This is a genomic window from Chitiniphilus purpureus, assembly GCF_025642115.1.
Taxonomy (GTDB): Bacteria; Pseudomonadota; Gammaproteobacteria; order Burkholderiales; family Chitinibacteraceae; genus Chitiniphilus; species Chitiniphilus purpureus.
Map to the genome: position 1 here is coordinate 3,128,698 of NZ_CP106753.1, position 19,728 is coordinate 3,148,425.

Annotated in this window: 23 protein-coding genes; 12 read left to right on the forward strand and 11 right to left on the reverse strand. The window is 63.5% G+C overall.

The window, feature by feature from the left end:
- Positions 1 to 125 precede the first annotated feature (125 nt).
- Positions 126 to 1,067, forward strand: a complete 942-nt coding sequence (locus N8I74_RS14470) for a hypothetical protein (protein ID WP_263123813.1) — start codon at positions 126 to 128, stop codon at positions 1,065 to 1,067.
- 83 nt (positions 1,068 to 1,150) lie between these two features.
- Entirely contained in the window at positions 1,151 to 1,990 is an 840-nt protein-coding gene (serB, locus tag N8I74_RS14475) for a phosphoserine phosphatase SerB (RefSeq protein ID WP_263123814.1), read from the forward strand.
- Positions 1,991 to 2,179: 189 nt separating this feature from the next.
- Here serB and N8I74_RS14480 read toward each other — a convergent pair whose 3' ends face one another.
- Positions 2,180 to 2,944, reverse strand: a complete 765-nt coding sequence (locus N8I74_RS14480; RefSeq protein ID WP_263123815.1) for an SDR family oxidoreductase — start codon at positions 2,942 to 2,944, stop codon at positions 2,180 to 2,182.
- 179 nt (positions 2,945 to 3,123) lie between these two features.
- Between N8I74_RS14480 and N8I74_RS14485 the strand changes: the two genes are divergently transcribed.
- From N8I74_RS14485 to N8I74_RS14530, 10 genes are all read left to right on the forward strand, one after another.
- Complete coding sequence (locus N8I74_RS14485; RefSeq protein ID WP_263123816.1) at positions 3,124 to 4,050, forward strand: LysR family transcriptional regulator; 927 nt, start codon at positions 3,124 to 3,126, stop codon at positions 4,048 to 4,050.
- Positions 4,051 to 4,176: 126 nt separating this feature from the next.
- Positions 4,177 to 4,326 (forward strand): hypothetical protein, encoded by a 150-nt coding sequence (locus tag N8I74_RS14490; RefSeq protein ID WP_263123817.1) that lies wholly within the window; start codon positions 4,177 to 4,179, stop codon positions 4,324 to 4,326.
- A gap of 2 nt (positions 4,327 to 4,328) precedes the next feature.
- Complete coding sequence (locus N8I74_RS14495) at positions 4,329 to 5,441, forward strand: hypothetical protein (protein ID WP_263123818.1); 1,113 nt, start codon at positions 4,329 to 4,331, stop codon at positions 5,439 to 5,441.
- Between the two features lie 81 nt (positions 5,442 to 5,522).
- Positions 5,523 to 5,798 carry a hypothetical protein gene (locus N8I74_RS14500; protein WP_263123819.1) on the forward strand — a complete coding sequence of 92 codons (276 nt, stop codon included), beginning with the start codon at positions 5,523 to 5,525 and terminating at the stop codon, positions 5,796 to 5,798.
- Positions 5,792 to 6,073 (forward strand): hypothetical protein, encoded by a 282-nt coding sequence (locus N8I74_RS14505; protein WP_263123820.1) that lies wholly within the window; start codon positions 5,792 to 5,794, stop codon positions 6,071 to 6,073. The genes N8I74_RS14500 and N8I74_RS14505 overlap by 7 nt, the downstream gene beginning before the upstream one ends.
- Before the next feature lie 437 nt (positions 6,074 to 6,510).
- Positions 6,511 to 7,188 (forward strand): hypothetical protein, encoded by a 678-nt coding sequence (locus N8I74_RS14510; protein WP_263123821.1) that lies wholly within the window; start codon positions 6,511 to 6,513, stop codon positions 7,186 to 7,188.
- 132 nt (positions 7,189 to 7,320) lie between these two features.
- Positions 7,321 to 8,025 carry a hypothetical protein gene (locus N8I74_RS14515; RefSeq protein WP_263123822.1) on the forward strand — a complete coding sequence of 235 codons (705 nt, stop codon included), beginning with the start codon at positions 7,321 to 7,323 and terminating at the stop codon, positions 8,023 to 8,025.
- Positions 8,022 to 8,282, forward strand: a complete 261-nt coding sequence (locus N8I74_RS14520; protein WP_263123823.1) for a hypothetical protein — start codon at positions 8,022 to 8,024, stop codon at positions 8,280 to 8,282. The genes N8I74_RS14515 and N8I74_RS14520 overlap by 4 nt, the downstream gene beginning before the upstream one ends.
- A 705-nt stretch (positions 8,283 to 8,987) precedes the next feature.
- Positions 8,988 to 10,310, forward strand: a complete 1,323-nt coding sequence (locus N8I74_RS14525) for a pre-toxin TG domain-containing protein (RefSeq protein WP_263123824.1) — start codon at positions 8,988 to 8,990, stop codon at positions 10,308 to 10,310.
- Positions 10,311 to 10,312: 2 nt separating this feature from the next.
- A complete protein-coding gene (locus N8I74_RS14530; RefSeq protein ID WP_263123825.1) occupies positions 10,313 to 10,666 on the forward strand; it encodes a hypothetical protein in 354 nt (117 codons plus the stop codon).
- On the opposite strand, the gene N8I74_RS14535 is transcribed toward N8I74_RS14530, so the two are convergent.
- The 10 genes from N8I74_RS14535 to N8I74_RS14580 all read right to left on the reverse strand — a co-directional run bounded on the left by N8I74_RS14535 (position 10,660) and on the right by N8I74_RS14580 (position 19,702).
- Positions 10,660 to 11,214: a 3'-5' exonuclease family protein gene (locus N8I74_RS14535; RefSeq protein WP_263123826.1), complete on the reverse strand. Its 555-nt coding sequence runs from the start codon at positions 11,212 to 11,214 to the stop codon at positions 10,660 to 10,662. The genes N8I74_RS14530 and N8I74_RS14535 overlap by 7 nt on opposite strands.
- 235 nt (positions 11,215 to 11,449) lie before the next feature.
- On the reverse strand, positions 11,450 to 11,875 hold the full coding sequence (locus N8I74_RS14540) for a gamma-glutamylcyclotransferase family protein (protein ID WP_263123827.1): 426 nt from the start codon (positions 11,873 to 11,875) through the stop codon (positions 11,450 to 11,452).
- Positions 11,872 to 13,377 (reverse strand): chitinase N-terminal domain-containing protein, encoded by a 1,506-nt coding sequence (locus N8I74_RS14545; protein ID WP_263123828.1) that lies wholly within the window; start codon positions 13,375 to 13,377, stop codon positions 11,872 to 11,874. Before N8I74_RS14545 ends, N8I74_RS14540 begins: the two co-directional genes overlap by 4 nt.
- A 37-nt stretch (positions 13,378 to 13,414) precedes the next feature.
- Entirely contained in the window at positions 13,415 to 15,100 is a 1,686-nt protein-coding gene (gene recJ / locus N8I74_RS14550) for a single-stranded-DNA-specific exonuclease RecJ (protein WP_408611925.1), read from the reverse strand.
- Positions 15,100 to 16,101 carry a hypothetical protein gene (locus tag N8I74_RS14555; protein ID WP_263123830.1) on the reverse strand — a complete coding sequence of 334 codons (1,002 nt, stop codon included), beginning with the start codon at positions 16,099 to 16,101 and terminating at the stop codon, positions 15,100 to 15,102. Before N8I74_RS14555 ends, recJ begins: the two co-directional genes overlap by 1 nt.
- Before the next feature lie 84 nt (positions 16,102 to 16,185).
- Positions 16,186 to 16,758: an SMC-Scp complex subunit ScpB gene (gene scpB / locus N8I74_RS14560; RefSeq protein ID WP_263123831.1), complete on the reverse strand. Its 573-nt coding sequence runs from the start codon at positions 16,756 to 16,758 to the stop codon at positions 16,186 to 16,188.
- A complete protein-coding gene (locus tag N8I74_RS14565) occupies positions 16,755 to 17,585 on the reverse strand; it encodes a segregation and condensation protein A (RefSeq protein WP_263123832.1) in 831 nt (276 codons plus the stop codon). Before N8I74_RS14565 ends, scpB begins: the two co-directional genes overlap by 4 nt.
- A complete protein-coding gene (locus tag N8I74_RS14570; RefSeq protein WP_263123833.1) occupies positions 17,582 to 17,941 on the reverse strand; it encodes a LiaF transmembrane domain-containing protein in 360 nt (119 codons plus the stop codon). Before N8I74_RS14570 ends, N8I74_RS14565 begins: the two co-directional genes overlap by 4 nt.
- Before the next feature lie 18 nt (positions 17,942 to 17,959).
- Positions 17,960 to 18,463, reverse strand: a complete 504-nt coding sequence (locus tag N8I74_RS14575; RefSeq protein WP_263123834.1) for a GNAT family N-acetyltransferase — start codon at positions 18,461 to 18,463, stop codon at positions 17,960 to 17,962.
- A gap of 36 nt (positions 18,464 to 18,499) precedes the next feature.
- Positions 18,500 to 19,702, reverse strand: coding sequence for a tryptophan--tRNA ligase (locus N8I74_RS14580; protein WP_263123835.1), 1,203 nt, complete (start codon positions 19,700 to 19,702; stop codon positions 18,500 to 18,502).
- Positions 19,703 to 19,728: the final 26 nt, after the last annotated feature.

The following is a 19,728-nucleotide window of genomic DNA, read 5'->3' on the forward strand; positions in this document are numbered from 1 at the left end:
TGCCCGCTTTGCCCGATCCGGCGCGCCGGTTCAAGAACCACCCGGCCCGACCGATCTGGGCATGCACAGGCGCAGGGCACCCGCCCTGCCGGAACGGCGCGCAGGGCGCGCCCGGGGAGACGCGCATGAGCAAGGTGATGGCAGCCCATATACAACGCTACCAAGATTGGCTGGCGGACCCGGTCACCCAGGCGCGCCTGCGCGCGGGCAGGCGGCTCGACCCCGATGCCGCCACCCCGGTCACCACGGCGGCGCCCGCCGTATCGCGCCCGCCCGCCGCACCGGCACTCGAAGTCAACCTCAGCAGCGCAGCCTATCTGAAGCAACAGCAGGAATGGCTGGCCCAGCAAAGCGCGCCCGCCACCGGCCGCTTCACGATCGAATCGATGGACAGCGGCACCGTGTTCCAACCATTGCTGCTGGACGTGGCCTGGGACGACACAGTGCCGCAGCAGCAGGCGGCATATCTGTCCGAGGCGGTGGCCCAGGCGACGACGCTGCCGCAGCAGGCGCAATCGACCGGCGAGGAACGCATGGCCTTTACCGCCCTGGCGTCGGCCAAGCTCGCCTATCTCACTACGCAATGGGTGCCGGAGCACTACCGGGCGCGCTTTGCCGCGGCGGCCGAGGACTACATGCGGCTGGAACAGGGCGCATATCAGGAGATAGCGCTGTCGCTGACCCGGGCGAGCGCGCAATTGCAGCGGCAGCACGGTGATCCGGCAAGCCCGCGCACCCGGGCGCTGGACGCCGAAGTGGCCGCGCTGGAGCAAGGCCAGGGCCGCGGCCAGCAACTGGTATCGGCGCTGCGGCACGCGCTCGCACCGTTGGGCACGGCCTCGTCCGATGCCGGGCGCGAAGCGGTCTGGACGCAGGTGCGCACTGTGCTGGACACGCCGCCCGATCCTTCCGCCTGGCCCGATCCGGCCGGGCCGCTGGCGGCCTACCGCCAACAGGCGCTGGACGGTGCCGCGGCGCGGCAGCGTGCCGAGAACGAACGGCTGGTCGGCAGCCTGCGTGCCGACTGGGCATCCTTCGTGGCCGGGCTGCGCCGCGCGCCAGCCTGAGCGGCACGGCCCCTGGCTGCCGGCCCGGCACACCGGCAGGCCTGCTACAATCGCGGCCTCTTTCAACACCATTGCGGTCTGCCATGTACCGTCTTGTCATCCAGGCGCCCGAAATCGCCACGCCCGACCTGAAGCAGCTGGCCCGGTTGTCCGATGCCTACGAAATCCAGGCGATCACGCCGCAGGCGTTCAAGCTGCTGGGTGCGCAGATCGACAATGAGGAGGCGGTGGCCGATTTCTGTGAATCCAACCAGCTCGACCATGCCTTCGTGCCCGAGGACCTCGGGCTGGCCGACATCGGCCTGGTGGTGATGGACATGGATTCGACGCTGATCACCATCGAGTGCATCGACGAGATCGCCGACCTGATGGGCATCAAGCCGCAGGTGGCCGAGATCACCGCCGCCGCGATGCGCGGCGAGCTGGATTTCCGGCAGAGCCTGACCCGGCGCGTCGCGCTGCTCGCCGGGCTGGAGTTCGACGCGCTGCAGCGGGTCTACGACGAACGCCTGCAATTGATGCCCGGTGCCGAAGCCATGCTCAAGGGCTTCCAGGCTGTCGGCGCACGCACCTTGCTGATCTCCGGCGGCTTCACCTATTTCACCGACCGGCTGCAGACGCGGCTCGACCTGAGCCGCGCCATTGCCAACGTGCTGGAAGTCGAACACGGCAAGCTCACCGGCCGGCTGAACGAAGACATCGTCGACGCCGCGCGCAAGCGCGACGAGCTGATCCGCTATCGCGACGAACTGGGTCTGGCGCGTCAGCAGGTGGTGGCGCTGGGCGACGGTGCCAACGACCTGCCGATGCTGCATGAAGCCGGCTTTGGCATTGCCTGTCATGCCAAGCCCAAGGTGCAGGCCGAGGCGCCGTTCAAGCTCAACCATGTCGGGTTGGACGGCGCACTCAACTACTTCCGCTAGCAGCGGCTGGCAGCACCCTTTCGACGGCACTCGCCGTTGCCGCCCCCTGGTGCTGTCTGCGAGCGGGGCCATGCCGACTCAGCGTCGCTCCGGACGCCGCCCGCTTCCTGCGCAACCCCCACGGCGGGTGCTGTCCGCCGCTCAAGGCTGGCCCGTTCCGGCCGTGGCCGGGCCCCTGCCGTACCGGCCTCAGGTACGGGTGACCGACACGCCGCCATCCACCAGTGCAGCGGTGCCGGTGACGAACGAGGCGTCATCCGAGGCCAGATACAGCACCGAGCGCGCCAGCTCCTCCGGCTGGGCGACGCGCCTGAGCGCGTGCAGCCGGGTGACGAACGCCTGCGATTCAGCGGTGTTGTTCATGCTGCGTTGCATGTCGGTATCGACCGCGCCGGGCAGGATGGCATTCACCCGCACCCCCTGCGGCCCGAACTCGGCCGCCAGCACCTGGGTCAGCCCGATGAGGCCGGCCTTGCTGGCCGCATAGGCCGCAGTGCCCGGCAAACCCACGGTATGGCCGACGACGGTGGAGGTGAGGATCACCGAGCCGCCGCCGTTCTTCAGCATCTGCGCGATCTGGTGCTTGGCGCCGAGAAACGGGCCGGTGAGGTTGACCGCCAGCGTCTCTTCCCAGCCGGCCCGCGAGACATCGATGCCCGGCCCCAGCTCGCCCAGCACCCCGGCGTTGTTGAACGCGATATCCAGCCGGCCGTAGCGCGCCACGGCCAGTGCGACCATCGCCTGCGCGTAGTCCTCGTCGCGCACATCGCCGGCCAATGCCACCGCTTCGCCGCCGGCGGCGTGGATCTCGCCCACCAGCCGGTCCAGTTCTGCGGCACGGCGTGCGCCGACGATGACCTTGGCCCCTTCAGCGGCAAACAAGCGGGCCGTGGCATGACCGATGCCGGAGCTGGCTCCGGTGACAAGGGCGATTTTTCCGGTAAGGCGTTCCATGGAATGGCTCCTATTGGGTGCCCGGCAGCACGACGGCATATCGGGCAGGGTTGAAGTCGGTTTTGGCCGCAACAGGCGCCGGGCGTGCCGGCCTGCGCTGACCTGAACCGAGTATGGCCCTGCCCCATTGTTCGCAGTAGAGTGCGAATCATGGAACTGACTTCCTGGAAAACCGAACAATGTTGAAACTGGATGCAATCGCCGGCTTTGTCGCGGTGGCCGAATCGCGCTCGATCAGCGCGGCGGCGCGGCGGCTGCGTCTGTCCAAATCGGTGGTCAGCGCGCGGCTGGCCGATCTGGAACAGACACTGGGCACCAGCCTGCTGCACCGTACGACACGCAAGCTCAGCCTGACCGAGGACGGTGCGGCATTCCTCGAACGCGCGACGCGCATCCTGCATGAGGTGGAGGCTGCCACCAGTGAGCTGGCCGAACGACGCGGCGAACTGGTCGGCCCGCTGCGCATCTCGGCGCCGGTCACCTTCGGACGCATGCACCTGGGGCCCGCGCTCTACCCGCTGCTGGCGCGGCACCCGCGGCTGGAACTGACACTGGAGCTGGACGATAGACGGGTCGACGCCGCCGCCGACGGCTACGACGCAGTGGTGCGCCATGGTGTGCTCGACGACAGCCGGCTGGTGGCCTGGCACCTCGCCCCCAGCCAGCGCCTGCTGGTGGCTTCGCCCGACTACCTGGCCCGCCACGGCACGCCGCACGATCTTGAGACGCTCGGCCGGCATCGCGGCATCTTCTACCTCAACCGCGGGGCGGCCGACTGGCGCCTGCAGGCACCGGACGGCCCGGTTTCGGTGCAGGCGGCCACGGCGCTGCGGGTGAACAACGGCGACCTGAGCCGCGACGCCGCCATTGCCGGGCTGGGCATCGCACTGCTGCCCAGCTTCATCGTCGGCGACGCACTGCTTGCCGGCAGCCTGCACCGCATCGACGTCGGCGCCCTGCCGGCCCCCGAATCCCTCTACGTCGCAAGCCCCGTCGGACGCCGGGCGTCAGCCAAGCTGCGCGCCCTGGTCGACTGCCTGCGGCAGGCGATCGGCGATCCGCCTTATTGGGATGCATTCCGCCGGATCGATGCCCCGTCCAGTTGACGGGGTCCGCCTGCACCGGGATCGGGAAAGAATAGGCGTCATAGGCAGCTCGGCGCAGGCGGCACAGACTGCAGCATTCGAAGCCGCCTGGGACAGTGCGGCATCAGCGGTCCCTTTGGTTCCGGCATGGCCCCCAGCTTCAATGCACTAGGTGGTGTGGCCGGTGCCATGGGCGTCACCAATTCCACGATGGGTATGCTCTTGAATGGCACGGTCGGCAATATGGCAATGCAGGGTGCAAACGCGCTGACTGGCATACAGGAAAAGTTCAGCTGAGCATGGCTACAGCCGCAATCATGGCGCCGGTGGGCTCAGGCGATGAGCTGGTTGGTGCTCTGGCACGCAATACACGCGTGGCTGGCGTGGCTGAGCCGAAGCCGGAGGTCGAGGCGTTTACCTTGACCAATGGTGTGGGCGAACAGGTAGGAGCAAGCAGCCTGACTGATGCGCAATGCAGGGCAATGGAGATGGGCTATGGGCCGCTCAGTGCCGGAGCTGCTGAAATGGCGATCAATGCTGGGCCACGCAATTTAGGGACTATGATGGATGTGCGCAGCGTATTTGGCGAGGGGTGGAACCCGATTGATGCTGAAGCAATGAATCCCGACTTCAATCGGCCTGTGGTGAACCCAGCCAGTATCCCGCGCACCGGAGCGCGAGCCAGCAAGCCCACCGCCAAGCAGCAAGTGGCTGCAACCCTGAACAAGATGAACTTGCTGGATCTTCTATCAGACCCTAGGCCAATTCAGGCAAGTCTACATAAGGTGAAACAGCAACTCAGGGAGATGGGAGGCGTAGTTGCCAAATCAATTGAGGCGCAGCCTGCCTATGCAGATAACCGCGTTTCCGGGGAGCGGCTCGCAGAACAACTGCATGTGGATACACCGCATTACTTTAGAGATCGTTACCTGGAAGTGACCAGTGCAGCTGACCAAGCCAGAGGGAATGGCGATTGGCTGGGGGTGGTAAAGAATACAGCAAAAGGTACAGCATACTTGCTGCCTGCAGCGGCAGACATGATCGCCGAGGTCGTTGTCAATACACCTTCCCGCGTAGTAGCAGGTGGGACAAAGATTGGCTACCATGCTGCAGAGTTCAACCGTGCTGATAATATGGACGACAGGGTGTTGGCAGGTTTGAATATAACTGCGCATTCGTCATTGACCTTTATTGATGCGGTAGGCTTGGCAGCACCTTTTGAGCAGACATTGGTAAACGGAGGCCGGTGGGTTGGCAGTAAGGTGGCATCAATTTGGGAGCGGGGGTTTGTTGCAAACAGTGGGTTGACGATCGCAGCTAATCCTGCAAATGGCAATCCGGCTGCTATTGCTCGTGGTATTGGTACTTTAAATACCCGGCAGACAACTGTTCTTGAGCAACTCTCGGATTAGGATTCGTGGACAATCACCAACAAGGCGTTTGGTCAGAATGATTTGGCTGCTTTAACTGCAGCCACTGGTGATGAATTCGCCATGTTTTCTACCGGCGGTCGTCGATTAATTATTCGCGGCGATGCTGGCTCTGTGCCTATCAGCCCTAAGATGGCGACCAATTTAGCCAATCAGGGATGGCGTTGGTCATCACACGTTCATCCAGGTTTTGACTCTGGCGTTTTGCGTTCGTCAATCGGAGACCGAGCTGTGCTGGATGCAATGGGCGGCAATCAAGGCGCAATCTTCAACTCACTCGGCCAGCGGCGTCTATTTACGCCGGCAGGCGACAGCCTGAATGGATGGACACCATGGTAATGACGAAAAACCTATTGAAGCTTGCTGAAATGGAAGTCATTGCCAAGAAAGCAATGTTCGAGGCTTTACGAGACTATCCCAAGCCAAGTGAAGGGCTTGAAAACCTAACTCTTGGCTCTGGAATAACTGATTCAGCGGGGATTTTCGAACTCTATCTTGCTGGCGAGCGGCCGCAAGATGCCAGGGTGCTTAGCCGTGCTACCGTTGACCGAAGTAGCGGGGAAGTGCATGTCGAGGTCTTTCTAGACAAGCCTCTGTTCTCTGCTAGCTCGTAACGCAACAACAGGGGACAGCCCACGATTCTTGTGTAAACCCGAAGCCTTCCCCGCATGCATCCCTTGCTCTGCCTCGCCGTGTCCCCCGGCACGGGCCGGCGAGGCCAATCGCACCTTACAGGCCCTGATCCTGCCCACAGCCTGTTCTCGGTTTTGACCGATTGCTTGACCTACTTCCTGACCTACATTCGAACTCCTTTCTGAACTACATTCCGGACTACTTCCTGACCTATCCCAGCGCCCCGGCGTAACCCCCCCCTGCCTTCGCCCTTCATGTTGACCCGCATCCAGGTGGTGTTCCCGGGAGACCTGCACCCCTACATTTTTGATCACACACCACACCCCCCTCGGTTGCCCCCGCCAACCCGCGCAGCTCTTGGCTGAACAACTACTACAACAGTACCCAGACCTTCCAGCCGTATAGTGCCGAGCGCATCGTGGGCGATCTGAGCCCCAAGCTGCCCGACCCGCCACCACCACCCAAGAGCCGCTGCCAGAAGATCGGGCAGATCGTGATGGTGGCCGTGGCTGTAGTGGTCACCGCGGTGACCTATGGCGCAGCCAGTGGGGCGATCGGGGCGGCAGCGGCCTCGTCAGCATCGTCAGCCGCCATTGCAGGGGGTGCGGGTTCGTTGGCCGCCACAGGTGCGGGCATCAACGGCGGTGACATCGCCGCTGGCGCACTGAGCGGTGCGGTCAGCGCCTGGAGTACCGAATGGTTCAACCGGCAAATGGTGCTTGGCGAGGTCTCTAAAAATACCCGCGATCAGGTTCTGCCTTATCTTAGCCAGCTAGGGAGCGGGATTGCCGGGGCCATTGCCGGGGTGGATGTGACGGCGGCCGGGGCTGCGGGTTTCAATCAGGCTGAATACAATTACAAACTTCATGCATTTGAACCAAGCATCATCCGCGACTTGGCGAAGGCAAGTGATGGAAAATTCTCCGAGGACGAGTTACGTAGGGCCTACGCGATCGCATATCGCCGACAAGAAAGTTGGTCCAGTAAAGAAGCGGTGCCCGAAGGGGTGGCAGCCGTGCTTGGCGAGGATCAACGCTATCATGAAATGGTTATTACCTCTGAAGGCGCAATCGACTACATCAAGGACAACTATTAGACCATTCTAGGGAAGTCTATTAGGGCCAATCTTGGGAAAAGTGCGGGGCGCGCGCTTCAATCGTTTACTGATGGAATTGCACCATTGTCAATCCCTGGGGTATAGCAGAAGATTGATGCATTCAACGAGAGAATGGGTGACTGGGCCGTTGCTGGCGGCACGGATCGGAAAGTGGTGGCTGCCATTGTTGTGGCAGGCACCACGGTATTCATTCCAACCAATGCGATTGATTTGATTCCAGGAGGAAAGCCAGTCAGGAGAGGTGCAATTGCTGGGGAGTTGGTGTATCGTCCTACCTCAAAGCTGGTGTCACGTGTATCGGCTCGGGCTGAAGTTGTTGATGCCGCCAGGGTAAGAGTTGCAAACAGCGCAATTGCGGTTGAGCAAGTTGGCCTTACTAAGCTCGCCTTGCCGCGCACACCAGGGCTGGGAGCCACATCTACCACGTCTGAACTACTTCAGTCAGGGGCTATTCCTGATCGAGAAGGCGTTGTTTTAACTCAGCGAACGGTGTCATTTAATGACATTTGGAAGTTTTCAGATAATTCCGGCGTTGAGTTCATGCTTACCCGCGAAAATCGTAACTTTGTTCTGCGAAGCGGCTTGCCAACTAGCGTATCAGTACTTGGTGGCGTTCGTCCCATAGTTCATACCCATCCGGTAGACGCTGACGGACTGAATAGCCTGTTACCGTCAAGAGCGGACATTAATGTGCTCAATGATTATTGGGCACGCAATCCGACGCTTTCGCGTCCGGTATCTCAAATCATTACTGGCCCCGATCAAACCACGATTTTTCGGGCCACTGGCATTGACCAATGGAGGAAGCCAAAGTGAGCGAATTTGATGTGCAAGAATATTTATTAAGCCATGCTCCACTTGATCAGTTTTATATTTTCATTCCGCCGGGAGGTGCTGGTCCGCTGGTTAAGTTCTTTGACGATATGGGAATGTCATGGAATCTGATGGAGGATGATGATGGCGCTGTTGCTCAAGTAGTCAAATTTTTAAAATGCCGGGGGGTTAAGACCTTTGAGGACTATGAGGATTTATTGGAGTTTGAGCGGAGTGAGGGAACATCAGCGCCGCATTGACGACCGTACGGCGGATTCGCGAAGCAATCCGCCATGAATCGAAGAGCGTTGCGGCGAATTATCTGCGGTCGGTTGGCGAAGGATTGAGTTTTCCGTGCCTTCGGCACCCATGTTTCCCATGTGCGTTCCGCCGCGCCCACGTGTTCATTTCTTTTGACTCGCCAAAAGAAACGAACCAAAGAAAACGCGACCCCGTGCCTTGCAGCCCTCCGGGCTGCCCTAAGTCGGTCGCGAGCCTCAGGTCTCGCTCCACTCCCTCGGCGCTTGGCAAAGGGGAGGAAAACCAGCGCGGCTGCCGTGAACTGGTATGGTTGCGACCGTGCTGCGAGCAAAACCGTACGCCCGTACGGCGGATTCGTGAAGCCTTGTAGGGCGGGTTGGCCTCATCAACCCGCGCGGAACCTGCCTGTTCTGGCTTTGACCGATTGCTTGACCTACTTCCTGACCTACATTCGAACTACTTTGTGAACTACATTCCGGACTACTTCCAGACCTATCCCGCCGCCCCGGCGTAAAACTCCACCCCCTGCCTTCGCCCTTCATGTTGACCCGCATCCAGTCGGTGTTCGCGGGAGACCCGCACCCCTACATTTTTGATCACACACCACACCACCCTCGGTTGCCCCCGCCAACCCGCGCCGCTCTTGGCTGAACAACTACTACAACAGCACCCAGACCTTCCGACCGTACAGTGCCGAGCGCATCGTGGGCGATCTGAGCACCAAGCTGCCCGACCCGCCGCCATCACCCAAGAGCCGCTGCCAGAAGATAGGGCAGATCGTGATGGTGGCCGTGGCTGTGGTGGTCACCGCGGTGACCTATTTTGCAGCCAGTGGGGCGATCGGGGCTGCAGCGACCTCATCAGCATCGTCAGCCGCCATTGCAGGGTGTGCAGGTTCGGTGGCCGCCGCCGTCGCGGGCATCAACGGCGGTGACATCGCTGCTGGGGCACTGGGCGGCGCGGTCAGCGCCTGGAGTACCGAATGGATTGACGAGCAAATGCTGTTGTCTGGCGCCAGCTACGAAACGCGCCAAGTGACCCTGCCTTACCTGTCACAGTTGACAAGCGGTGTTGCCGCTGCAGTGGCTGGTGTCGATGTCACTACTGCTGGAGCTGCCGGATATAACCAGGCGCAGTACAACCGAATGCTGCACTCAAGTGAAATTGAGATGCTGTACAAGATCGCGCCAAACAACCCAGAATATCGGGCTCGTCTATTCAAGCAGGCGTTAAGACAGGTCGATTCGCGTTGGTTGGCAACCGACAAGCTTTGGGACGAAGAGGCAAGCGCTACGCTGCAAGCATACAAACGCAGCGTGCTCGACAAGAACGGGGGGCTGGTATACGCGCCAGACGGCATGCCTTTGGTCGCTTTTGTGGCAACCCCCACCCAGAAGCAACATTCGGAGTATTTTGCAGAGACCTTAAGTACCTACAAGCAAGACTACTTGTTTGCGGCACAGACCCGGTTTGGGCGGCCATTGGCGGAAATCAATCAAGCGCGTAGGCTGGCTGGGGATGTGGCTGTTGGCTTGACCCCAGTGGTCGGACAGGTTGCTTCGCTATACACGTTGATTCAAGGAAGAAGCGCACTGACCGGTGAAGAGGAATCGCGGTGGATGGCAGCCCTTGGTTTGGTATTGCCAGGTGCGGCCAAGGTAGTGCAGAAGGTTAAGCAGGCGAATACGGTAAGACAGGTTGCAAACAAGGTAGGCGGGGTTGCAATTAATGGCTCTGTTGTAGGGGTGAGAGGTAGTTCAGTCTTAGGGCATAGCCCGAGGAAGGGCACGACCTTCGGCCCGCAAAGCGACATAGATTTTTTTGTTGAAAGCGCGAAGCTGACTCAGGGCTACAGCACTTCAAAGAACATCCCTGGCTTTGTAATTCCCAAGAAAATATTGCCTGACTATCCTGCTTTGGCAGACTGGTCGAAAACGTGGAGCAGCACGTTAAAACGGGATGTGACACCTGGGGCTTTTGTGCCGGGTACTGTTCCTAATGAGGTGGCAATCCTATTCAAGAGATAAGCATGCAGACTATAAATTTTATGTGCGCAGATGAGCAGTCGGCAGACCTTGCCGAATTTGCGCAGCGTGTGTTTAGTGCGCTTGATGTGATGGACAGCATCGAGCGCACCAGTAGTAACTATCTTGACGAAAGATATTTCGTCGGAAGCGTCGGTGGTGGGCAACTAACAGTTGCCTTGTCAGATGAAAGTGGCTTTGACGACTTGCCTTACTGGCTGTCGGTTGAGGCGGAAACTGCCAGCAATATTCCAGCGCACTTGGACGCTCTTATTAAAGAGAGGCTGCGTGCAGCGGGGGTACGCTTCGCAAAAATAGAGAGCTTTGGCAAGAAAGACATGCGCAGAGTGGACTACTGACGTCTGTTTAGCATGTTACAAAACAAAGCCCCTTGCTCAATTGCATCATCGAGTGCGATATGGTTGTGGGGCAGCGGATCAAACCATTCTCTTGGCATGTTTCGTTTAGTCGCTTCTCGATAATCTGTCTTGAGCAAAGCCATAGCCAGGGTCTTCATGTCCAAGGCTGAGTGCGAGAACGGACTTTCGCCCGCGAAGCGGATCAAGTACCAATAGACGAACATGAAATCGAAGCCTGCCGGGTAAGCCACGAAGACTGGTTTGCCCGGCAATTTTTTTAGCCACGCCACGTAGTCGACCATTGCTTGCTCTGGTGGCAGGCAATCCTTACGGCATGCATCCCATGCGGGTTGATTCTGTGCCCACCACGCCATGGTTTCAGGATGTCCAGTTGCTCCCGGCAGCGTTTCGAGATTGGCAGAAAACGTCCCGATCAAGGTTTTATCAGCAAGGTAGGCGGCTGACCCGAAGCTCAGCATCGAGTGGGGGCCGGGGATGGGGCCATCTGACTCCACATCCGTGCTGACATAAATTTCTGGTTTCGCCATTTCTATTTCCTCTCTTCTGGCTTGACGAACCCAATAGGCTGCTTGGGTGGACCGGGTGGGGTCATCAGCCCGGAAGAAAGTTGCAAACAGCGCAGGAGGTGGCAGCGCCCCTGTAATTCTGGACCTCTTTGGCGGCTGTACTTCACAGATTCCTAGCGCAATCAATATCGACATTGTTACGAAACAAGGTATCCATGCGTCTGCGCTGAAGCTCCCAATTAAGCTTGGCAGGTTGTCAGCCACTGCTTGAGCGACGCGGATCGGCGGGCGGCACCGGCTCGCAAAGCAGTCCAGCGGCGCCGGCCGCCTCGCTGAACACCCCTTCGGCCAGCAGCGTGCCTTGCGGCCGGTCGTGGCAATAGGCCCAGGCCTGCATGGGGCCATGCGGGCCGTGAACCGCAATCTGCTGACGCATATAGTCGTGCGGGTGGCCTTCCAGTTCGTCCAGGTTGCGCAGCGTCGCCGCATCCACCGCGTAAAGCTCGCCGCGTACCGGATAGCGCGGTTCGCTGCATACCAGGAATGGATAGTGGTGCGCATACAGGCTGTAGCACTCGACGGTAACTGCCTCGCCCAGGCACGGCGCGCCGTTGAGCCAGCGGTGGTTCCAGCCACCGCGCTTGAGCGTGCCGTAGACGAAGACGGGAACCGGCCCGCTCATCGCTTGCCGCCCTGCGGCGCGGAAAGTTCGCGCTCGTCGAGCAGCGAATCAAGCACTTCATCGGGCAGCACGAAACGGCCCCGCGGCTGGGGTGGCCTGGTTGACCCAGGCGCCACCGGCGCGGGCGCACTGCGCGGGGCAGGGATCGCCCCTTGCGCTTCAGGCACTTCGGACGCTGCCTGGGCCGGCAGCGCCGCCGGTGCGGTCCGCTGGGGCTGCCGCGGCGCTGGTGTGGCTTCGGGGCGCAGCGATACGACCTCGCTGGTCAGGCAATCCTCGTCGTTGTGGCAGACGCGTACCCGCAGCGCGGCAAGGCCGGCATGCAGCGGCACACGGGTTTCGCCGCAATAGCTTGCGGTGGCGACGCCCGGCGTGGCGGGGTCGGTCTGCTGGCACGTGCGTACATCGCTGCGCAGGTTGCCCAGCGGTTCGGCCAGTGCTTCGTCGGCCAGCGCATCAAACAACTGCCAGCGCTGCGGCCGACCTGCCAGTTGCGCCTGCGGCAAGGACCAGGAGAGCAGCACGCTGTCCGGTGTGGCGGGCGCCACGGTCACACGCGGCCTGGGTTCGCCTTCGGGGGGCAGCAGCACTTCCACATCGACCACGGCGCTTTGCGCGCACTGCAGCTGATTGCACAGCCTGACCGACAGTGGGTGCACCCCCCGTGGCAGACCGGCCAGCGTGATGCGGCCAGCCTGGCTGTACGCACCCGACTCGGTGAAGGTGGTCGATTCGTACTGCACCCGCCCATCGTTCAGCACCTGCCAATAGCGGCCCGGCGTGCCCCACCACACATTCCAGGCAAGCTCGATCGGCTCGCCGGTGCTTACCTGCGGCAGCCAGGCCAGTTCCGGCACACTGGGCCGGCCGGTGGGCAGCTCTGGGTCAGCGGCGCCGTCATCCATCTGCGCCTCTTCCACCCAGGTCTGCGCCTCCAGGTCGGTGCAGGCCGGCTTGCCGGCACGGTCGGTGTTGCACAGCCGGATCAGCAGCTCGTGCCGGCCTTCGTCCAGCGCCTCCAACGTGTAGACGCCGCTTTGCACCGACACCACGCGCGAGCTGCCGACCGGCGTGGCATCCTCGACGCTGCCGCCGGCCACGGTACGGCTGGTGAAATCGCGGCTGCGCATGCGCAGCGTGCCGTTGTCCCAGATCTCCCAGTACTGCGCGGTGGTGCCAAAGTTGATGTCCCAGCCGATGGTGAGACGGTCTTGCGCCAGGCGATCGGGGATCGGGTCGAGGGCGGGGCGGATCGGCGCTTCGGTGACCGGCGGCGGAAACTGCTCACCCGGATACTCGATCGGCGGCAGCGGCTGGATCGACGGATCGTTGCGCGGCGGTGGCGCGGGCGGCGGCAGATCCACGCATTCGAGCATGCCGTCACGGCGCGCGGTGCAGGCCCGCTCGCCGGCCTCTTCGGCCTCGCCGGGCGTCAGCAGCACCGCATGCGCCAGCGGCAACGCAATCGCCAGCAGCAGGGCCGGCAGGCGGGTATCGATCATTCCCCATTCCCTCTCAGTCGATCCGGTCCAGGATAAGCTACTCGCAATGCTCGATCATCAGTTGCAGCATCCGTTCACCCCTGAATTCGTTGACGCTGAGCGTGAACACGGCGCTGACGCTCGCCGGCAACGGGTCGGCATATGAAAAGCGCATCGCTTCGACGATGAGGCCATGCCGGTTGCGCAGCCTGAGCTTGAGATGCCGCTCGCCGACCACACGCTGCTCCAGCACCCGGAATTCGTCGTGAAAGCGCGGGGCCGGAAACCCCTGGCCCCACACCTGCCGCTCCAGCCGTTCGGCCACATCCATCGCGTAGTCGTCCGCCTCAGGCACACCGTCGGTCTCGATCACCCGGGTCAGCGCCTCGGGTGGCATCAGCTCGCGGCATACCGCCTCGAATGCGGCGGCGAAGCGCGCGAAGTCAGGCGCGCGCAGGCTCAGCCCGGCTGCCATGGCATGGCCGCCGAACTTGAGGATCAGGTCGGGATGGCGCTTGGAGACCAGGTCGAGCGCATCGCGCAGGTGCAAGCCCGGAATCGAGCGGCCCGAGCCCTTGATCTCGGTTTCGCTGGCCTGGGCGAACACCAGCGTGGGGCGGTGGAAGCGGTCCTTGACCCGGCTCGCCACAATGCCGATCACCCCCTGGTGCCAATCCGGACGGAACAGCGAGATCGAGTGCTGCGCCTCGATCGCCATATTGGCCAGCACGCCTTCGGCCTCTTCGCGCATGCCCGATTCGATCTCGCGGCGGGCGCGGTTCATCTGATCCAGCTCGCGTGCCAGCGGCATTGCCGCCGCCTCGTCGCCGGCGAGCAGGCAGGCGATGCCCAGGCTCATGTCGTCCAGCCGCCCGGCGGCATTCAGGCGCGGGCCGAGCGTAAAACCGAGGTCGAAGCAGCTGGCCTTGGCCGGATTGCGCGCCGCGGCGGCAAACAGCGCCAGCACACCCGGACTGGCGCGGCCGGCCCGCATGCGTTTGAGGCCCTGCTCGACCAGGATGCGGTTGTTGGTGTCGAGCCGCACCACATCGGCCACGGTGCCGAGCGCTACGTAGTCCAGCAGCTGGGCCAGGTTGGGTTCGGGCGCGCTGGCGAATGCGCCGCGCGCGCGCAGTTCGGCGCGCAGCGCCATCAGCACGTAGAACATCACGCCCACCCCGGCCAGATGCTTGCTGGGAAAGGTGCAGCCCGGCTGGTTGGGGTTGACGATCAGGCAGTCGGGCAGCACATCGCCGGGCAGGTGATGGTCAGTCACCAGCACCTCGATGCCCCGCGCCTGCGCCGCGGCGACACCGGCAACGCTGGCGATGCCGTTGTCCACTGTCACGATCAGATCAGGCGACTGCTGCGCCGCCAGCGCCACGATCTCGGGCGTCAGGCCATAGCCGTACTCGAAGCGGTTGGGCACCACGAAGTCGACCACCGCGCCCAGCAGCCCCAATCCCTTGACGGCGGTGGCGCAGGCAGTGGCGCCATCGGCATCGTAGTCGGCCACCACCAGGATGCGTTCGCGTCGGGCAATGGCATCGGCCAGCCGCACCGCTGCATCACCTGCGCCCTTGAGGGCGGTGAAGGGCAGGAGACGGGCCAGTTCGTGTTCGAGTTCGGTCGGGTGGGCAATGCCCCGCGCCGCGTACAGCCTGGCCTCCAGCGCCGAGAGGCCGGCGGCCAGCAAGAGGCCATGACAGGATTCGGACACGGTACGGGTACGGATCAACGGCATCACGGTGCGCTCCAAGGGGCACGCGGCTGGCGCCAGAAGCACCAGCGCAACGCGGGGCCTGTTGCCACGGCGAGCCCCAGTTCCGGCAGGCTCAACGCCAGCCGTTCGACCTCGCCGGCCTGCAACCGTGTCAGCAGCGGCGCAAACCAGTCGCGCTCCAGCTGCGACCAGGCTTCGCGCCAAGCGGCTGCGTCGCCGTAGCGGGCAGGCAGGGCCAGCGCGTCGAGCACGGCCATGCCCCCCGCCTTGAGTATCCCGCCGCCCGCCGGCAGGGGTTCCACCCTGCCCTTGCCGGCGGCCACCAGCGCCTGCACCAGCGTATCGTTGGTGTAGACCGTATCGGCCGGCGCCTCCGGGCACACGGTCAACGGGTTCTCCCCCCCACCCCATAGCCACAGGCTGTTGATCTGCGGCTGGCCGCTCTCGAAACGGGCATCGTTCACTGGATGGGTGTAAAGCAGCATCTGGATTTCGTTGAGCAGGCGATGCCAGCGCAGCGCAGCGGAACCTTGCGGCAACCACGGCTCGATGCTGCGGCCGACCACTGCGGCCAGCGGCGTGGTGGCAAGCTGCGGATCGGCCGGCAGGTGCAGGTACCAGCGATCGGGGGTCGGCGCATGCAGCGTCAGCCCGTCTTCGGCGATCAGCGCATTGATCGCCGCCGCGAGCGCATCGGCTTCGGCCTGGGTGATCTGCAGCAGGCCGGCATCGCTGAGCAGCAGCTGATCGCGGTTGGCGCGCAGATGGACCGGGTCGGCACGCAGCCAATAACCGGCCGGTGCGCCAGCGAGATCGGCCGTGAGCGTCAGCGGCGCGACCGGCAATGCATTCAGGCCGAAGCGCCCGGCCAGCCAGCTATCGAAGTCGATGGGAACATGCGGCTCGCGCCGGCCGCGGCCGACCAGGCGGAACAGCGCGGGCAGCGCCAGATCCCGGGTGACCTCAGCCGCGAGTTCACGCTCGGGCCAGGCGCCATGCGGAATGACCAGGTGAAGATGCATGGCGCGAGTTTAACATGCCCCCAAGCGGCCTTCCCGGCGCCCGGCACCGGCTGTGCAGCGGCAACGGGCAAGGCCGGTCGCCGGCTAGTGCTGCATGTCGGGCAGCACCAGCGTGCCCAGCTCGGCCAACGGCGGCAGGTCGCTCAACGCGGCCAGGCCCAGATCGTCCAGGAATGCCGGGGTGGTGGCCAGCAGCTCGGGCCGGCCCGGCACCTCCTTGTGCCCGACCACGTCGATCCACCCGCGCTCCTTGAGCGTCTGCACAATGGCGCTCGACACCGCGACGCCGCGGATCTCCTCGATCTCGCCACGCGTCACCGGTTGCCGATAGGCGATGATGGCCAGGGTCTCGAGCACCGCACGCGAGTAGCGCGGCGGCTTGTCCGGATTGAGCCGCTCCAGGTAGGGCTGCATCTCCAGCCGTGCCCGGAAGCGCCAGCCCGAGGCCAGCCGCACCAGCTCCACCCCGCGCCCGGCCCAGTTGCGTTGCACGGTTTCAAGCAGCGCATTCAGCTGCGCGGCGCTGGGCGGCACAGGGAACAGTTGCTTGAGCCGCGAGAGCGGCATGGGTTCGCTCGCCACCAGCAGCGCGGTTTCGAGCACCTTGCACAGATGGGCGCGCTCGGCGTCGTCCAGCCCGTCGCCTGCGTCGCTCATGCCGTGTGCTCCGCTGCGTCGGCGGGCGCCTCCAGCACTCCGGCCAGACGCACGTAGATCGGTGCGTAGCCCTCATCCTGGCTGACCACAATGTGCTTTTCCTTGACCAGCTCCAGCACCGCAATAAAGGTGACCACCAGCAGCGGCACACCGCGCGCGGTGTCGAACAGCGCCGCGAACGGCAGGAAGCGTCCGCCGGCCAGCAGGCGCAGGATATGGCTCATCTGCTCGCGCACCGACAACGCCTCCAGCTGCACCTTGTGGTGCTGCTGGCGCCGGGCGCGTGCCAGGATGGCGAGCCAGGCCGTCCGCAGATCCGCGGCGCGGACCTCGGGCAGCCGCAGCACCGCCTCCTTTTCGAACAGTACGGCGACGAGCTGGAAATCGCGCCCTGCCTGCGGCAGACGGTCCAGTTCATAGGCGGCAAGCTTGATCTGCTCGTATTCAAGCAGTCGGCGCACCAGCTCGGCACGCGGGTCGGCCTCGTCGTCCTCCTGCGCGGCACCGGGTCGCGGCAGCAGCAGGCGCGACTTGATCTCGATCAGCATGGCGGCCATCAAGAGATATTCGGCCGCCAGCTCCAGCCGTGATGCCTGCATCGCATCGACGTACTGCATGTATTGCGCGGTGACCGCCGCCATCGGGATATCGAGGATATCGATGTTCTGACGGCGGATCAGATACAGCAGGAGATCCAACGGGCCTTCGAACGATTCGAGCAGCACGCGCAATGCGTCGGGCGGGATATAGAGATCCTGCGGCAGCTCGGTGACCGGCTCGCCGAACAGGTGGGCGATGGGGTCGGCGGCCTCGGCGAGAACATTCATGCCGGGTCGTCGTCCTGGCCGGGCAGGCGCAAGGGTGTCGGACCGGGCGCGGGCGGTACGGCGTCGAGCCGTGCCAGCAGCAGCAGCAATCCCAGCGCCATCATCAGTGCGGGCAGCAACACGCTCCAGGGCAGGCGGTACTGCTGGTTGGCGAATATCGCCACCCCGGTCAGGATCAGGAGCGGACCGCTGATCACGGTGCGCTTGTTGCAGCCTTCGATCAGCAGCACCGCCACGCCGGCGCAGACGAGGCCGAACACCACGATCCAGCTCACCGCCGGCGCGATGTCCAGGCTGTTGGCCAGCCAGCCGGCGCCGACCACGATCAGTACGACGGGAAGCAAGGTGTTGCGCATCCGGGACTCCCGCAAGGGTTACAGCGCCGCGAACTCCGGCGCGTAGCCGACCACGCCGTTGGCACCGGCAAGCGCGCCGGGCGAGAGTTCCAGCGCCATGAAGTAGTCGCCCGACACATCGTACGGGCACGACAGGCCAAAGCGGCTGGCCGGGGTGAAACCGAAACGCCGGTAGTATCCCGGGTCGCCCAGCACGACCACCGCGGCAACCCCATCACCGTGCAGCTGGCGCAGCCCCTCGCGCACCAGCGCCGCACCGAGGCCACGCCGCTGATATTCGGGCGCCACCGCGATCGGCGCAAGGCCGACGGCAAGGCCGGCCACGCCCGGAATCCCGACCGGCGAGAACAGCACATGCCCCGCCACCTCGCCATGGTCGTCGGCCGCCACCAGCGACAGCGTCACATGTCCGGCATCGCCCAGCGCCTCGATCAGATCAGCCTCGGCCACCTGTCCGAACGCGGCGGCGGTGACGGCGTGGATCTGCGGTATGTCGGCGTGCGTTGCGGCGCGGATCAGCATGGCGGGGCTCCTGTGGCAAGCGCGGAACAAGACGGGTTATTTGTAGGCAAGCCCCATGGCGGCGCGCACGTCGCGCAGGGTTTCGCTCGCCAGGGCCCGGGCACGTTCGCAGCCATCGTCGACGATGCGGCGCAGCAGCGCCGGGTCTTCCAGATAAGGCTGGGCGCGCTCGAACATCGGCGTCTGCTCGGCCAGCACGCCGTCGATCACCGGCTGCTTGCACTCCAGACAGCCGATGCCGGCGCTTTTACAGCCGGCCGTCACCCAGTCACGCGTCCCTTCGTCCGAGTACACCTCATGCAGCTTCCACACCGGGCATTTTTCCGGATCGCCCGGATCGCTGCGGCGCACCCGCGCCGGATCGGTCGGCATCTGCCGGATCTTCTTGGCCACCGTGTCGGCATCCTCACGCAGGCTGATGGTGTTGCCATAGGACTTGGACATCTTGTTGCCGTCCAGGCCCGGCATGCGCGAAGCCTCGGTCAGCAACGGCTGCGCCTCGGGCAGGATCATCTTGCCGCCGCCTTCCAGATAGCCGAACAGCCGCTCGCGGTCGGCCTGGCTCAGGTTCTGCACCTCACCCAGCAACGCGCGCGCAGTCGCCAGCGCCTGGGCGTCGCCCGTCTCCTGGTAGCGGGTGCGCAGTTCGGCGTAGCGCTTGCCGGTCTTGCCCGGCATCTTCCTGATGGCGGCTTCGGCGCGTGCCTGGTAGTCCGGCTCCTTGCCGAACAGATGGTTGAAGCGCCGGCCGATCTCGCGCGTGATCTCCACGTGCGGCACCTGGTCCTCGCCCACCGGCACGAGATTGCCGCGATAGAGCAGGATGTCGGCCGCCTGCAGCAAGGGGTAACCGAGAAAGCCGTAGGTGCCAAGATCCTTGTGCGAGAGCTTTTCGATCTGGTCCTTGTAGGTGGGCACGCGTTCGAGCCACGACAGCGGCGTGACCATCGAGAGCAGCAGATGCAGTTCGGCATGCTCCGGGACGCGGCTCTGGATGAAGATGATCGCCTGCTCAGGGTCGACTCCGGCGGCCAGCCAGTCGATCAGCATGTCCCACACGCTTTTCTCGATCACGCTCACATCGTCGTAACTGGTGGTCAGCGCATGCCAGTCGGCCACCATGAACAGGCACGGATAGGTGCGTTGCAACTGCACCCAGTTCTTCAGCACGCCGTGGTAGTGGCCAAGATGCAGCTTGCCGGTCGGGCGCATGCCGGAGAGAACGCGATCGGGGAACATCCTCGGAAAATCCTTGTTATCGATAT

Coding starts and splice junctions, on each gene's coding strand:
- N8I74_RS14470 (WP_263123813.1), top strand. CDS start 126: ATGAGCAAGGTGATGGCAGCCCATATACAACGCTACCAAGATTGGCTG.
- serB (WP_263123814.1), top strand. CDS start 1,151: ATGTACCGTCTTGTCATCCAGGCGCCCGAAATCGCCACGCCCGACCTG.
- N8I74_RS14480 (WP_263123815.1), bottom strand. CDS start 2,944: ATGGAACGCCTTACCGGAAAAATCGCCCTTGTCACCGGAGCCAGCTCC.
- N8I74_RS14485 (WP_263123816.1), top strand. CDS start 3,124: ATGTTGAAACTGGATGCAATCGCCGGCTTTGTCGCGGTGGCCGAATCG.
- N8I74_RS14490 (WP_263123817.1), top strand. CDS start 4,177: ATGGCCCCCAGCTTCAATGCACTAGGTGGTGTGGCCGGTGCCATGGGC.
- N8I74_RS14495 (WP_263123818.1), top strand. CDS start 4,329: ATGGCTACAGCCGCAATCATGGCGCCGGTGGGCTCAGGCGATGAGCTG.
- N8I74_RS14500 (WP_263123819.1), top strand. CDS start 5,523: ATGTTTTCTACCGGCGGTCGTCGATTAATTATTCGCGGCGATGCTGGC.
- N8I74_RS14505 (WP_263123820.1), top strand. CDS start 5,792: ATGGTAATGACGAAAAACCTATTGAAGCTTGCTGAAATGGAAGTCATT.
- N8I74_RS14515 (WP_263123822.1), top strand. CDS start 7,321: ATGGGTGACTGGGCCGTTGCTGGCGGCACGGATCGGAAAGTGGTGGCT.
- N8I74_RS14530 (WP_263123825.1), top strand. CDS start 10,313: ATGCAGACTATAAATTTTATGTGCGCAGATGAGCAGTCGGCAGACCTT.
- N8I74_RS14535 (WP_263123826.1), bottom strand. CDS start 11,214: ATGGCGAAACCAGAAATTTATGTCAGCACGGATGTGGAGTCAGATGGC.
- N8I74_RS14540 (WP_263123827.1), bottom strand. CDS start 11,875: ATGAGCGGGCCGGTTCCCGTCTTCGTCTACGGCACGCTCAAGCGCGGT.
- N8I74_RS14545 (WP_263123828.1), bottom strand. CDS start 13,377: ATGATCGATACCCGCCTGCCGGCCCTGCTGCTGGCGATTGCGTTGCCG.
- recJ (WP_408611925.1), bottom strand. CDS start 15,100: ATGCCGTTGATCCGTACCCGTACCGTGTCCGAATCCTGTCATGGCCTC.
- N8I74_RS14555 (WP_263123830.1), bottom strand. CDS start 16,101: ATGCATCTTCACCTGGTCATTCCGCATGGCGCCTGGCCCGAGCGTGAA.
- scpB (WP_263123831.1), bottom strand. CDS start 16,758: ATGAGCGACGCAGGCGACGGGCTGGACGACGCCGAGCGCGCCCATCTG.
- N8I74_RS14565 (WP_263123832.1), bottom strand. CDS start 17,585: ATGAATGTTCTCGCCGAGGCCGCCGACCCCATCGCCCACCTGTTCGGC.
- N8I74_RS14570 (WP_263123833.1), bottom strand. CDS start 17,941: ATGCGCAACACCTTGCTTCCCGTCGTACTGATCGTGGTCGGCGCCGGC.
- N8I74_RS14575 (WP_263123834.1), bottom strand. CDS start 18,463: ATGCTGATCCGCGCCGCAACGCACGCCGACATACCGCAGATCCACGCC.
- N8I74_RS14580 (WP_263123835.1), bottom strand. CDS start 19,702: ATGTTCCCCGATCGCGTTCTCTCCGGCATGCGCCCGACCGGCAAGCTG.